The following is a 13083-nucleotide window of genomic DNA, read 5'->3' on the forward strand; positions in this document are numbered from 1 at the left end:
ATGACTTTGCGTATCACTAGAATCTCACTTCTCGTTGCATCACTTGTCGTTGTGGCTTTTGGGTTAAACCCGATCTCTTCGGCGAAGGCCCAAAGCACGATTGGCGTCGCAGCTGTAGTTAATGATGCTCCGATTTCAGTGGTTGATCTGTTGGAACGTATCAAACTCGTCGCGGCATCTTCCAATATCCCGATGAGCCCCCAGCGAAGTCAGGAAATGGCACCGCAGATTTTGCAGCAGCTGATCAATGAAAAACTGCAGTTGCAGGAAGCAGAACGTCGCGGCTTCGAGGTTACCGAAGAGGATATTGATCGCGCAAAGGGTCTGATCGAGCAGAATTCCGGCTTACCATCCGGGGGGCTCGACCGCTTTCTGGCCCAAAACGGGATTGCACCGGAAACAATAAGAAACCAGATACGTCCACAGATCGGCTGGCAAAAGCTTTTGGGCTCCATGCGTCGCGAAGTCCAGATTTCCGATACCGAAATCGATGACAATCTGGAACGCATTCGCAGCAACCAAGGTAAGCCGCGCAATAACGTTCAGGAAATATTCCTGCCTGTCGACAATCCCCAGGACGAAACCAAGGTCTACCAGAATGCCCGGGAAGTGATACGGTCTCTGGAACAGGGAGCAAACTTTGGCGGACTGGCAAGGCAATTCTCGGCAAGTTCCAGCGCTGCCAATGGCGGCAATCTTGGTTGGCTCTATTCTGGTGAAATGGCAGGAGAATTGCAGCAAGCCGTCAATCAGATGCAGCCCGGTGATATCAGCGCTCCGATCAGAACCATACGCGGATATTACATTCTGAAACTTCTTGATCGTCGTCGCGGGGATGCCAATGCCCTGACTGACGTCCGGCTTGATCTCTATCAACTGTTTGTTCCGATTGCAGCGAATACCCCGCAAGAAGAAGCGAACACCAAACTCGGGATTCTGCAAAACGCCAAACAGTCTGCCGACAGCTGCCAGTCGCTGGCAAATGTCGCTGTCGATCTGGGGTCGGAAATGAGCGGCAAGACCGAGGGCATCTCGCCAAATGATCTGGCCGGTCCGGTAAGAAATGCCGTTGCCAATCTGAACAAGGGACAGATTTCCGATATCATTCAGGTGGACGGCGGCGCACTTCTGGTTATGGTTTGTGACAAAACCGAAGAAAGCTCGCTTCCTGACCGTGAAAGCATTCGCGAGCGGCTTGAAATGGAACGCCTTGAAATTCTGGCACGCCGCAAGTTGCGTGAATTGCGCCGTACCGCGTTTATCGACATCCGGATTTGATCCGGAAAGGACGCAAAACCGTGAACGATATCAGGCCGATTGCAATGACCATTGGCGAACCGGGCGGTATCGGCCCGGAACTTGCCATCAAGGCTTGGCACGCGCGTACAGAACAGAACTTGCCAACATTTTGCGTCGTGAGCCCCAAGTCGATTATTGATAAAATCGTCGATGTTCTCGGTCTGAAAACCCCGGTTAAGGCGATAGACGACATCAATCAGGCGACACTTTTCTTTGATAACGCTCTTCCGGTTCTTGAAATTTCAGGAAACGCCGATGGAGCAAAACTTGGCATGGCATCAAGCACCACAGCGTCCATAGTCATCGACAGCATTACCAAGGCCGTCGAACTAACGCGCTCGGGGAAGGCAAGTGCCGTCGTCACTAATCCGATCCAGAAAAGTGCTCTGTATCAGGCCGGTTTCAAACATCCCGGCCATACCGAATTTCTGGCCGAACTTGCTGGTTCCGGTAGCGTTCCGGTGATGATGCTGGCTAACAGCCAGTTGCGCGTCGTACCAATGACCATTCACATCGCCTTGGCCGAAGTGCCAAAGCACCTGACCGAAACCATGATCAAGCAATTGGTCCGAATTACTGCGCAGGCACTACAACGCGATTTCGGCCTGCCGAAACCACGCCTAGCCATTGCCGGGTTAAACCCGCATGCCGGTGAAGACGGATCAATGGGCAGCGAGGAAATTACGATCATGCGCCCGGCAATAAAAGCACTGCAAGAGGAAGGCTTTGATGTCATAGGCCCCCTGCCCGCCGATACCATGTTTCATGCCGAAGCACGTGCGCATTATGACGTCGCTCTTTGCCCCTATCATGATCAGGCGCTGATTCCGGTCAAAACCCTTGATTTCCATGGCGGTGTAAATGTCACACTCGGATTGCCCTTTATAAGGACCTCCCCGGACCACGGCACAGCACTCGACATCGCCGGTAAAGGCATTGCACGCCCCGACAGTCTGATTGCCGCCATCCGGATGGCAGCCGATATGGCACGCAAACGTGCCGCACAACATCCCTCTCAGGGAGCCTGACACAGTGTCAGACCAGAACAAAGACACAGGCAATCTTGCCAATGACGGATTACCTCCTTTGCGCGAAATTATCGCGATACATGACCTGTCGGCGCAAAAGAAATTTGGCCAGAACTTTCTGTTTGATCTGAACCTAACGGGGCGTATTGCGCGGGCAGCGGCGCCACTTGATGATGCCACGGTGATCGAAATCGGCCCTGGCCCGGGCGGCCTTACCCGTGCGCTTCTATATAACGGCGCAAAGAACCTGACCGTGATCGAACGCGATCCCCGATGCCAGCCGGTGCTTGAGCAAATAAGCAATCATTACCCCGGTGTCCTGCATGTTATTGATGGCGATGCACTGGAAGTTGATGTCACGTCACTTGGCCCCGCCCCGCGCAAAATTGTCGCCAACCTGCCCTACAATATTGGCACGCAGCTATTGCTGGGCTGGTTGATGCAGATAGATCAGTTCGCAAGCCTGACGCTAATGTTCCAGAAAGAGGTTGCCGAACGCGTTGTCGCCTCTCCCAAAAGCAAGGCATATGGTCGTCTGTCGGTGCTGTGCCAGTATCTGTGTGATTGCCATATACTGTTTGACGTCCATCGCAGTGCCTTCACCCCGCCCCCCAAGGTGACATCAGCCGTGGTTCAGCTACGTCCCAAATCAGATCGCGGCACAGACGTAAACCTTAAAAGTCTTGGTAAAATCACCCAAGCCGCTTTTGGTCAGCGTCGCAAAATGCTGCGTGCCAGCCTGAAAACGCTGAATATTGATGTTGGCCTATTGCTGGAGCGTTCCGAAATTTCGGAAACATCACGGGCAGAAGAATTGAGTGTCGCTGATTTTGTCCGACTGACACGGGTCCATGACGAAATGACCGCCTGAAAAGGCGACCATTCCACATCCATCAATCCGTCAGAAGCTTCTTCACAAAGCCCGGTAATTGCGATTGCCGTTCGCGCTTCACACGCTCTGCCCCAATGATATGCTCAACATCGGCAAGACAGCGTTCCAGATCATCGTTGATCAGAACATAGTCAAATTCTTCCCAATGGCTGATTTCGGCCCCGGCTTTCGCCATACGCTTCATGATCACATCATCGGCATCTTGCCCGCGATCACGCAGACGACGTTCGAGTTCGGCCGAGGATGGCGGCAAAATGAAGACGGAAACGACATCATCCCCACCCTTCTCGCGTATTTGCCGCGCCCCCTGCCAATCAATATCGAACAGAACGTCGTGCCCTTCCGAAAGTGCCTTTTCGACCGGACCGCTTGGCGTACCATAATAATTGCCAAACACTTCTGCCCATTCAAGCAACTCGTCATCGGCAATCATATGCTTGAAGGCATCAACGGATTTGAAGAAGTAGTGTATCCCCTCTTCCTCGCCCGGGCGCGCTGCGCGTGTTGTTGCTGAAACCGAAAGCGAAATCTGGCTGTCCTTTTCCAAAATCTGGCGTGTGATTGTTGTCTTCCCTGCCCCTGAAGGGGCACAGAATACCAGCATCACACCACGACGTTTTACCTGATCCGTCATCGGCTTGTCCTTATTCAACGTTTTGAACCTGCTCGCGCAGTTGATCGATAATGACCTTAAGCTCCATACCGCAATTGGTCAGTTCGATATCGTTCGCCTTGGAACACAGCGTATTGGCCTCACGATTGAACTCCTGACACTGAAAATCGAGCTTGCGGCCAATCGCCCCGCCTTTCTTGATCATGTCACGTGCCGCGGCAATATGCGCTTTCAGTCGGTCAATTTCTTCGCGAACGTCGGCCTTCGTCGCCAGAAGTGCTGCTTCCTGATGAAGACGTTCAGGATCGAATTTGCCGGTTTCCATCAGTTCATCAATCTGACGCTTGAGCTTCGCCTTTATGGCATCACTTCTCACCGATGCGCAGCTTTCTGCCTGTAAAACGGTTTCCTCGATACGGTCGATATGTCCGCGCAACATTTCGTCAAGCTTCGCCCCTTCTTCTGCACGGTGGGCCGCCATCTGATCAAGCGCCTCGGTAAAACTTTTAAGGATCGCAGCATCAAGTGCTTCACGACTGTCGTCATCTTCCTGACGCTCGACCGTTTCAAGAACACCGCGCACATTCATCAGATCGGCAATGGTGCCTGCCGAAAGGCTGCTGTCGCGATCGAATTCTTCGGCCAGTGCGACCAGTTCCGCAAGCAGGTCCCGGTTAATGCGGTAGGCACTCGTTTCACCCGGACGAACGACAGTCAACGTCACGCCCATATTTCCACGTTTAAACCGCTTCGATACGGCATCGCGTATCGCCGGTTCAAGACGTTCGAAACCGCCATTCAGGCGCGTACGCACATCCAGCCCCTTGCCATTGACGCTGCGCAACTCCCAGGTCCAGCCAAAGCCTTCTGCAGCACCATCGGTGCGCGCGAACCCGGTCATGCTTGATACGGTCATGTTCTTATCCAGTCTGATTTATCGGTTGGCCGTTTATAACGTTTGTACCCCGAGGCGCCAAGGTATTGTCGCAACCACTGTACAATGTAAAGACAGACTGTACTTGTCCCCTTTTCATAATGCTGCCCTAATGCTGTCCCATGTTCCGGCCAAACAATCCGGAACACGTCCAACAGGATCACGAGCAACCATGTCACTACAATACCACGCCATCCTGATTACCGGTGCCAGCTCGGGCATCGGTGCTGCCCTTGCCCGTCACTATGCCCGCACCGGTGTCACCCTGTTTATCAGTGGTCGGGACCAGACACGTTTGAAACTGGTCGAAAATGAATGCCGTGCAGCCGGTGCCAATGTATTCGCCGATGTGCTTGATGTGACCGAGCGCGAAACAATGGCGGAATATGTCACCAAGTGCGATCAGATCACACCGCTGAGCCTGATTGTCGCCAATGCCGGTATTTCTGCCGGAACCGGCAGCGAAGGCGAAGACCCCGATCAGGTACGTGATATTTTTGCAACCAATGTTGCGGGTGTTCTCAACACGATTGATCCTGCCATCGCCCTCATGTCCGCACGTGGGCACGGCCAGATCGCACTGGTTTCGTCACAGGCATCATGGCGGGGGTTGCCCTCCGCCCCGGCCTACTGCGCAAGCAAGGCAGCCGTTCGAACCTATGGCGAAGGATTGCGCGGGGCCCTCGCCCCGTTCGGGATCAAAGTCAATGTGATCTGTCCGGGCTTTGTGAAAAGCCGGATTACCGATGCCAACGATTTCCCGATGCCGTTTTTCATGCAGGCTGATAAGGCTGCAATCAAGATTGACAAAGGGCTCTCGAAGAACAAGGGAATGATCGCATTCCCCTGGCAAATGAATATCCTGATCGGTGTTTTGAAGATGGTGCCGCAATCACTGCTCGACATAGCCGCATCTCGCATTCCGCGCAAGGCTTCGAAAAGTGAATCCAGCCAAAGACTGGGATCATCCTCCGAACATGCGCATCCCCATCAGTAGCAGGGGACTATGACCAAGTTCCTTTATTGGCTGTCCTGGATTCGACGCCACCGCGCAACATTGCGGTTATGCTCGTCCAAAGTTCTGGCAAAGGCATGACCGCCTGTACCATCGGCAACGAAATACACCTCGTCTGTTTCGGCGGGGTGCAAAACCGCATAAATAGCATCCCGACCGGGATTGGTAATCGGCCCGGGCGGTAATCCCGATGAAACATAGGTGTTATAGGGGCTGTCAAATTTGAGATCGGCACGAGTCAATGCACGATCAAGCGGCTCTTGCGGACTGACCGCGTAGGCGACTGTCGGGTCGGATTGCAACCGCATATTCATCCGTAGCCGATTGATGAACACACCGGCTACGCGCGGTCGTTCGGCGGCTACCCCGGTTTCCCGTTCCACGATAGAAGCCAGAATGACAGCCTGTTCGATTGAATCAAATGGCAGGTTTTCCTGTCGTCCGGACCACAATTGTGTCACCAGTTCATCATGGGCAGCAGCCATTCGGTCAATGATGCTTTGTTTGGTATCGCCAAACGAGAATTGATAGGTTTCAGGCAATAACATGCCATCAGGCGGTATGTTGGAAATTTCCCCCGCCAGACCATCGACCAGATTGATACGATTGACAATCTCGCTCGACCGAAGGCCTTCGGGGATGGTTACAAACCGCTTAACCGTCTCGCCGGCAGCAAGGATTTCAGCCGCCTGTTTCGGGCTGACACGTGCCGGAAAATGATATTCACCGGCGCGCAATGCACGATCCAGCCCGGCCATACGCACGCCAAACAGAAACACAAGCGGTTCCTGAATGATGTTTTCACGCCGGAAGATGTCTGCAATCCCGCGAACACCTGTGCCCTGCGGAATAACAATATCACTGCCCTGAGCCAGTTTGCTGGGCGAGGTATATTGCACATAAACATACACCGCCGCCCCACCAATGGTGAGAGCGGCGGTGATGCACAAAAAGCCAAGCACAAACAGAAAACGCTTCAAGGGGTTTCCCTCTGTCAGGTTAGATCTGCTGTCTTAAACGCCTTTAAAGACCAGCGAAGCGTTGGTGCCGCCAAAGCCAAACGAGTTCGACAGGGCAACATTGACCTTACGCTGCTTGGCTTCAAGCGGCACCAGATCCATGCCCTTGCATGCATCGGACGGATTTCGCAGGTTCAGAGTCGGAGCAACTACACCTTCGTGGATTGCAAGGATCGAGAACACAGCTTCAATCGCACCAGCCGCACCCAACAGGTGACCGGTTGCCGATTTGGTCGAAGACATCGAAAGCTTAGATGCATGATCACCAAACAGGCGCTTCACCGCTCCCAGTTCGATTTCATCACCCAGTGGAGTCGACGTACCATGTGCATTCACATAGTCGACGTCTTCGGGATTGATGCCCGCATTGCGAAGCGCATTGCGCATCGAACGGAAACCGCCATTACCATCCTCGGCTGGTGCCGTGATGTGATAGGCGTCGCCCGACATGCCATAACCGGCGACTTCGGCGTAAATTCTCGCACCGCGCGCCTTGGCATGCTCATATTCCTCAAGAACAACACAGCCTGCACCCTCGCCCATGACGAAACCGTCACGGCCCTGATCCCAAGGACGCGATGCTTCGGTCGGAGTGTCATTATAACTGGTGGACAATGCCCGTGCAGCAGCAAAGCCTGCCATGCCCAGCCGACAAACTGCCGCCTCGGCGCCACCGGCAACCATCACATCGGCATCGCCCAGCATGATCATGCGCGATGCATCGCCAATAGCGTGCGCACCGGTTGAGCATGCGGTAACGACAGCATGGTTGGGGCCTTTAAGGCCATGTTTGATCGAAACCTGACCGGAAACCAGATTGATCAGGCAGGACGGAATGAAGAATGGGCTGACACGGCGGGTTTTGCCGTTATTCACCAGTTCTGTGGCTTCGGAGATCTTTGGCAGACCACCAATACCCGAACCAATCAAAACACCTGTATTTTCCTGATCTTCATCAGTTTCGGGCTTCCAGCCGGAATCGGCCAGTGCTTGATCGGCAGCCGCAATACCATAGACGATGAAATCGTCCATTTTTTTCATGTCTTTGATCGAGACATGATCTTCCGCGTTGAAAAGTCCTTCATCCACACCGCGCGGCACAAGGCCTGCAATCTTGGCCGGGATATCGGACACATCGAAAGTATCGATGCTTTTGATTCCGGATTGGCCGTCCAGCAGTTTCTGCCAGGTGTTCTGTGCGCCGCTGGCAAGCGGAGTAACAGCACCAATACCGGTAACAACTACGCGTCTCATCCCGCATACGCCTTTATTTTATGAATACAGCAAAGACGAAAAGGGCGCCCGAGGATGCCTCTGGCGCCCATGTCTCACGGCAAGATTAGCCGTTCGCCTTTTCGATGAAGTCGATCGCGTCTTTAACGGTCAGAATTTTTTCTGCTGCGTCATCAGGAATTTCGCAACCGAATTCTTCTTCAAACGCCATGACCAGCTCGACAGTGTCCAGGCTGTCGGCGCCCAGATCGTCGATGAAGCTTGCGTTTTCGGTGACCTTGTCTTCCTCGACACCGAGGTGCTCGACAACGATCTTCTTCACGCGATCTGCGACATCACTCATAGCTCAAATCCTTCAATAGGTTTTCTGTCAGTTGGTTTTGGTTGGTTCTTCGCGCCTTCCCCCTATTGAAGGAATTTGCGAGGACCGGAATCCGACAACCGCAATTGCCGGTTTCGTGATTTTCTATAGCGGCCTCTTTTAAACAGAAAAGCAAGCAACCCGCAACGGGTTAAATCATCGCCATTCCGCCATTCACATGCAAGGTCTGCCCGGTAACATAAGCAGCTTCGTCGCTTGCCAGATACAGAACAGCTGCTGCGATCTCTTTGCTTTCTCCCATGCGCCCGGCCGGAATATTGGTCAGAAGCTTGTCTTTCTGCCCGTCGTCAAGCTCGTCGGTCATCGCCGTGGTAATGAAACCCGGTGCAACACAGTTAACAGTAATTCCGCGCGATGCAACTTCCTGTGCCAAGGATTTTGACCATCCGATCATCCCGGCTTTCGCCGCCGAATAGTTGGTCTGGCCCGGATTCCCTGTCACACCAACAATCGAGGTGATGTTGATGATACGGCCATGACGGCGCTTCATCATCCCGCGCAACGAATTGCGTGCAAGCTTGAAGGCCGCCGTCAGGTTCACATCAAGGACCGCCTGCCAGTCTTCGTCTTTCAAGCGCATCGCAAGCTGATCACGGGTAATACCGGCATTATTGACCAGAATGTCAAGCTGCCCGCCAAGGGCCTCTTCGGCATCCTTGATCAGACTGGCAACCGATTCAGGGTCAGAAAGGTTACCCGGAACTACAACAGCATTTTCACCAATTTCCGCGGCAACAGCCTGAAGGCGTTCTGCACGCGTGCCCGAAAGAGCAACCTTTGCACCGGCTGCAGCCAGAATTTTGGCAATTTCACCACCAATGCCGCCGGTCGCGCCTGTCACGAGTGCGGTTTTGCCTGCAAGATCAAACATCAATCTATCCCTTTGGGTTCGTCTGTTTCGGGCTGCTATCAAAGCGCGCCGAGGAAGCTTTCAATGTCGGCCGGGCCATTAACGGCCGAACCGCTAAGATCACGGTCGATACGGCGAACCATACCACTCAAAACTTTACCTGAGCCCAGCTCCACCAGATCGGTGACACCCTGCTCTTTCATATAAAGAACAGACTCACGCCAGCGCACGGTTCCGCAAACCTGCTCCACAAGGAGTTTACGAATGGTTTCCGGATCAGCAGTTTTTTCGGCAATCACGTTTGCAACAACCGGCTTCCCCGGTGCGTTCATCGCAACAGATGCCAGCGCTTCGGCCATACGATCCGCAGCAGGCTGCATTAACGGGCAATGGAACGGTGCAGATACCGGAAGCAAAACGGCACGCTTGGCACCTTTTTCCTTGGCAATCTCAATCGCACGTTCAACAGCCGCTTTATGACCAGAAACAACGACCTGCCCGTCGGCATTGTCATTTGCAGCGGTGCAGACATCCCCTTGGGCAGCTTCTTCGGCAACCGCAACGGCCTCGACATAGTTAAGCCCCAGAAGGGCAGCCATCGCGCCAACCCCGACCGGAACGGCTGCCTGCATCGCCTGCCCGCGAATTTTAAGAAGGCGGGCCGCATCTGCAATGGCAAAGGTACCGGCAGCAGCAAGGGCGGAATATTCACCCAGCGAATGCCCGGCAACCAGATCACACTTATCGGTCAGTTTGAAACCACCTTCGGCCTCCAGAACGCGGGTAACCGCAAGGCTGACCGCCATTAGTGCCGGCTGAGCATTTTCAGTCAGCGTCAATTCGTTTTCAGGGCCTTCGAACATCAGGGTGCTGAGTTTTTGCGAAAGCGCATCATCAACTTCCTGGAAAACTTCGCGAGCAACCGGAAATGCGTCTGCCAGTTCCTTGCCCATACCTACCGCTTGCGACCCCTGACCGGGGAAAACGAATGCGCGTGTCATTATATGTAATTTACCCTTGTCTGCTTTCTTCAGAACCCGGTTCGAACGGGTCCCCTTTTTCGAGCTACCCTTGATACTGCGCGCTAGCTCTGTGTCAAGAACAGACGACAATGTCATACGACTTTCCGTCACTTTCTGGCCCGAAAGGTAACAGACTTGCCAAACGCCGAAAACAAAACCTTGTTGCGCAGTGCAACGTACCCTGCCCGACGATCCGTTTGTGGCACTCTATATATAATGGCCATCCTGTCCCGCAACGGATGAAAGAAAGCCATGATTTCTGCTATTTACTACCGCCGCATACCCGACATGCCTCTCGCGCTTTGTCACCGCAGCTTTCTGCCGGTTTTCCGTAAAAGTTTCACGGGGGATTTACGGTTGCATGCCCTGTGGAAAAGTGTATATTCCGCCGTCTCACGGCTCCTTGCCGGGTATTGCCCGGCTATGCCTGCATGGCACGAGGCCATGCAAGGAAGAGATAAGCCAAAAGGAGTAATAGGAGTATTATGAATAAGTACGAGAGCGTGTTTATCGCACGTCAGGACTTCTCGACCGCACAGGTCGAAGCCCTGAATGAAAAACTGACCCAGACCGTTGAAGGTCTCGGTGGCAAAATTGCCAAAACCGAATATTGGGGTCTGCGTTCCCTGACATACCGTGTCAAGAAGAACCGCAAAGGCCACTATACTCTCTTCCAGATCGAAGCCGACAACGCCACGATCGCGGAATACGAGCGTCAGATGCGCCTGAACGAAGACGTTCTGCGTCAGATGACTGTCAAGGTTGAAGAGTTCGAAGAAGAACAGTCAGCCATTCTGCGTAACCGCGACGAGCGCGGCGGCCGTGGCGGCAATCGCCGTGGCGGTCCCCGTCAGCACGGCTAACAGATAGCGAGGAGAATTTATTATGGCTGGACGTCGTCTGTTTTTCCGTCGCCGCAAAACCTGCCCGTTCTCGGGTGCGGATGCGCCGAAGATTGACTACAAAGATGTCAAACTGTTGCAGCGTTTCGTTTCCGAACGCGGCAAAATCGTTCCGAGCCGTATCACTGCGGTTTCGGCCAAGAAACAGCGCGAACTGGCGAAAGCCATCAAACGTGCCCGTTTCCTGGCGCTGCTGCCGTATTCAGATCAAGTCTGAGGCAGTCGGCAAGAGACCCTCTTGCGGTCTCGGGCCGGGAGTAGCTGATGTCGCGTAACACTTTAATGGCAGTCGGTGCAGGTTTGGGCAGTTCTGTCCTGTTCCTGCTTGTATTGTCGGGTAATCCGCTAGCTCTGCTGCTCTCATATTTCGGGCACCTGCCGCTTTTCCTTATCGGATTGTGGCAAGGTCCAAAACGCCTGCTGGTTGCGGCAATTGCCGCATGCAGTTCCCTGATGTTACTGGGAGGACTGCTGCCTTTCACGGTCTTTATGGTCGTGTTTGCCGGACCGGCGATGTTGTTGACCCGCATGGCGCTGGTCATCCGCAAGAACGAAAACGGGAAACCGGATTTTGTTCCGACCGGAATATTGGTCAGTGCCATGGCCGTCATGATTGCAATGGTGATGATTGTCATCACCGGCAGCGTGACGGCGGAAGGTTTGGACATTCAGGAATTCATTTCGCAGTTCCTGGGCCAGATGTATTCGGAAATGGGCGTTCCTATGACGCCCGAAGTTCAGAATGTCATCGGAATGTTCCAGACGTATTTCCCGGCGATTGTAGCGGTAAGCTGGCTTCTTATGCTGTTTGCCAATGCTGCAATCGCACAGGCAATTCTGGTGCGGTCCGGTCGCAATTTGCGTCCGTCGCCCGATCTGGCCTCGATGGCCTTGCCTGGTTGGTCACTGTTTGCGTTCGCCCTGGCCGGGTTTTTGGTCGGCTTTGCCGATGGATCGCTGGCCTATGTGGCGCGAAACGTCGCGGTGGTGTTGGCAGTGCCCTTCCTTTTACAGGGATTGGCACTGGTGCATGGGCAGGCAGCCCGTTGGCCGCAAAAACGTATGATACTGACGGTATTTTATATCGTCGCGGTTCTGTCCACATGGTCGTTTATCGCGATCACCGGACTTGGAATTATTGAGCATTTAATCAGGCTGCGGGGGAAACAACCGATGACCCGTAGCAATGAGGAGGATCGGTGATGGAAGTTATTCTGCTCCAGCGGGTAGAAAAACTCGGTCAGATGGGTGACGTAGTCACCGTCAAGCCGGGCCACGCCCGCAACCGTTTGCTGCCGCAGGGCATGGCCCTTCGCGCAAACAAAGCAAATCTTGCAGTTTTCGAAGCTAAAAAAGCACAGCTCGAAGCTGACAACCTTGACCGCCGCAAAGAAGCCGAAGCGGTTGCCGAAAACATGGGTGAACTTGCCGTTACCCTCGTTCGCCAGGCATCCGATGTCGGTCACCTTTACGGTTCGGTTACCGCACGTGATATCTCGAACGCGGTTACCGAAGCAGGTTTCACTGTTGCCCGTACCCAGGTCGTTCTTGATCAGCCGATCAAGACCCTTGGTCTGCACCAGGTCAAAATCAATCTGCACCCGGAAGTTTCCGTTGAAGTGACCGCCAACGTCGCACGTTCCGAAGAAGATGCCGCCGAGCAGCTTCGCAAGGGCGGTGCGGTTCTGGGCACCATCGACGAAATGGAAGCCGAGGAAGCTCTGGAAGCCGCTGAAGAACTCTTCGAAGAAGACGTTCCGGCTGAACTTGCTGACGAAGCAGAGGGCGAAGAAGAAGCCAACGTTTAATCGTTGCCTTCCATTCGAAGCCAGTTTGGAAACGGCGTATCCGCAAGGATGCGCCGTTTTCTTATGTTTTTGTAATATATTTCAGT

Annotated in this window: 15 protein-coding genes; 8 read left to right on the top strand and 7 right to left on the bottom strand. The window is 53.8% G+C overall.

Going from position 1 to position 13083, the window contains the following annotated elements:
- The 3 genes from LG297_RS13705 to rsmA are packed head-to-tail and all read left to right on the top strand — an operon-like array spanning window position 1 to window position 3198.
- Entirely contained in the window at window positions 1-1278 is a 1278-nt protein-coding gene (locus LG297_RS13705) for a peptidylprolyl isomerase (RefSeq protein WP_404421147.1), read from the top strand.
- Window positions 1279-1298: 20 nt separating this feature from the next.
- Window positions 1299-2327: a 4-hydroxythreonine-4-phosphate dehydrogenase PdxA gene (gene pdxA, locus LG297_RS13710; RefSeq protein WP_404421149.1), complete on the top strand. Its 1029-nt coding sequence runs from the start codon at window positions 1299-1301 to the stop codon at window positions 2325-2327.
- Between the two features lie 4 nt (window positions 2328-2331).
- On the top strand, window positions 2332-3198 hold the full coding sequence (gene rsmA / locus LG297_RS13715; protein ID WP_404421151.1) for a 16S rRNA (adenine(1518)-N(6)/adenine(1519)-N(6))-dimethyltransferase RsmA: 867 nt from the start codon (window positions 2332-2334) through the stop codon (window positions 3196-3198).
- A gap of 22 nt (window positions 3199-3220) precedes the next feature.
- Here the strand turns inward: rsmA and gmk are convergent, their stop codons facing one another.
- Both gmk and LG297_RS13725 read right to left on the bottom strand, forming a co-directional pair.
- The gene (gmk, locus tag LG297_RS13720; RefSeq protein WP_404421153.1) at window positions 3221-3853 is read right to left on the bottom strand and encodes a guanylate kinase; all 633 of its coding nucleotides are present in this window, start codon (window positions 3851-3853) and stop codon (window positions 3221-3223) included.
- Between the two features lie 10 nt (window positions 3854-3863).
- The gene (locus tag LG297_RS13725) at window positions 3864-4748 is read right to left on the bottom strand and encodes a YicC/YloC family endoribonuclease (protein ID WP_404421155.1); all 885 of its coding nucleotides are present in this window, start codon (window positions 4746-4748) and stop codon (window positions 3864-3866) included.
- A gap of 190 nt (window positions 4749-4938) precedes the next feature.
- Here LG297_RS13725 and LG297_RS13730 point away from each other — a divergent pair, with 190 nt between their 5' ends.
- On the top strand, window positions 4939-5763 hold the full coding sequence (locus LG297_RS13730; protein ID WP_404421157.1) for an SDR family NAD(P)-dependent oxidoreductase: 825 nt from the start codon (window positions 4939-4941) through the stop codon (window positions 5761-5763).
- 23 nt (window positions 5764-5786) lie between these two features.
- Here the strand turns inward: LG297_RS13730 and mltG are convergent, their stop codons facing one another.
- The 5 genes from mltG to fabD form a co-directional block, all read right to left on the bottom strand.
- Window positions 5787-6761: an endolytic transglycosylase MltG gene (gene mltG / locus LG297_RS13735; RefSeq protein WP_404421159.1), complete on the bottom strand. Its 975-nt coding sequence runs from the start codon at window positions 6759-6761 to the stop codon at window positions 5787-5789.
- 33 nt (window positions 6762-6794) lie between these two features.
- Window positions 6795-8054 (bottom strand): beta-ketoacyl-ACP synthase II, encoded by a 1260-nt coding sequence (fabF, locus tag LG297_RS13740; protein WP_404421161.1) that lies wholly within the window; start codon window positions 8052-8054, stop codon window positions 6795-6797.
- A gap of 85 nt (window positions 8055-8139) precedes the next feature.
- On the bottom strand, window positions 8140-8376 hold the full coding sequence (locus tag LG297_RS13745; RefSeq protein ID WP_007090351.1) for an acyl carrier protein: 237 nt from the start codon (window positions 8374-8376) through the stop codon (window positions 8140-8142).
- Window positions 8377-8545: 169 nt separating this feature from the next.
- Window positions 8546-9286 (bottom strand): 3-oxoacyl-[acyl-carrier-protein] reductase, encoded by a 741-nt coding sequence (gene fabG, locus LG297_RS13750; protein ID WP_404421163.1) that lies wholly within the window; start codon window positions 9284-9286, stop codon window positions 8546-8548.
- Window positions 9287-9324: 38 nt separating this feature from the next.
- Window positions 9325-10266 carry an ACP S-malonyltransferase gene (fabD, locus tag LG297_RS13755; protein WP_404421165.1) on the bottom strand — a complete coding sequence of 314 codons (942 nt, stop codon included), beginning with the start codon at window positions 10264-10266 and terminating at the stop codon, window positions 9325-9327.
- A gap of 506 nt (window positions 10267-10772) precedes the next feature.
- Here fabD and rpsF point away from each other — a divergent pair.
- Genes rpsF through rplI form a run of 4 tightly spaced genes read left to right on the top strand, consistent with a single transcriptional unit; the run spans window position 10773 to window position 12997 of the window.
- The gene (rpsF, locus tag LG297_RS13760; RefSeq protein ID WP_085644504.1) at window positions 10773-11150 is read left to right on the top strand and encodes a 30S ribosomal protein S6; all 378 of its coding nucleotides are present in this window, start codon (window positions 10773-10775) and stop codon (window positions 11148-11150) included.
- A 22-nt stretch (window positions 11151-11172) separates the two neighbouring features.
- Window positions 11173-11406: a 30S ribosomal protein S18 gene (gene rpsR / locus LG297_RS13765; RefSeq protein ID WP_007090355.1), complete on the top strand. Its 234-nt coding sequence runs from the start codon at window positions 11173-11175 to the stop codon at window positions 11404-11406.
- Window positions 11407-11453: 47 nt separating this feature from the next.
- On the top strand, window positions 11454-12392 hold the full coding sequence (locus tag LG297_RS13770) for a DUF2232 domain-containing protein (RefSeq protein ID WP_404421168.1): 939 nt from the start codon (window positions 11454-11456) through the stop codon (window positions 12390-12392).
- The gene (gene rplI, locus LG297_RS13775; protein WP_404421170.1) at window positions 12392-12997 is read left to right on the top strand and encodes a 50S ribosomal protein L9; all 606 of its coding nucleotides are present in this window, start codon (window positions 12392-12394) and stop codon (window positions 12995-12997) included. The genes LG297_RS13770 and rplI overlap by 1 nt, the downstream gene beginning before the upstream one ends.
- Window positions 12998-13083: the final 86 nt, after the last annotated feature.

It is taken from the genome of Thalassospira australica, from assembly GCF_044790785.1.
GTDB classification, from domain to species: domain Bacteria; phylum Pseudomonadota; class Alphaproteobacteria; order Rhodospirillales; family Thalassospiraceae; genus Thalassospira; species Thalassospira australica_A.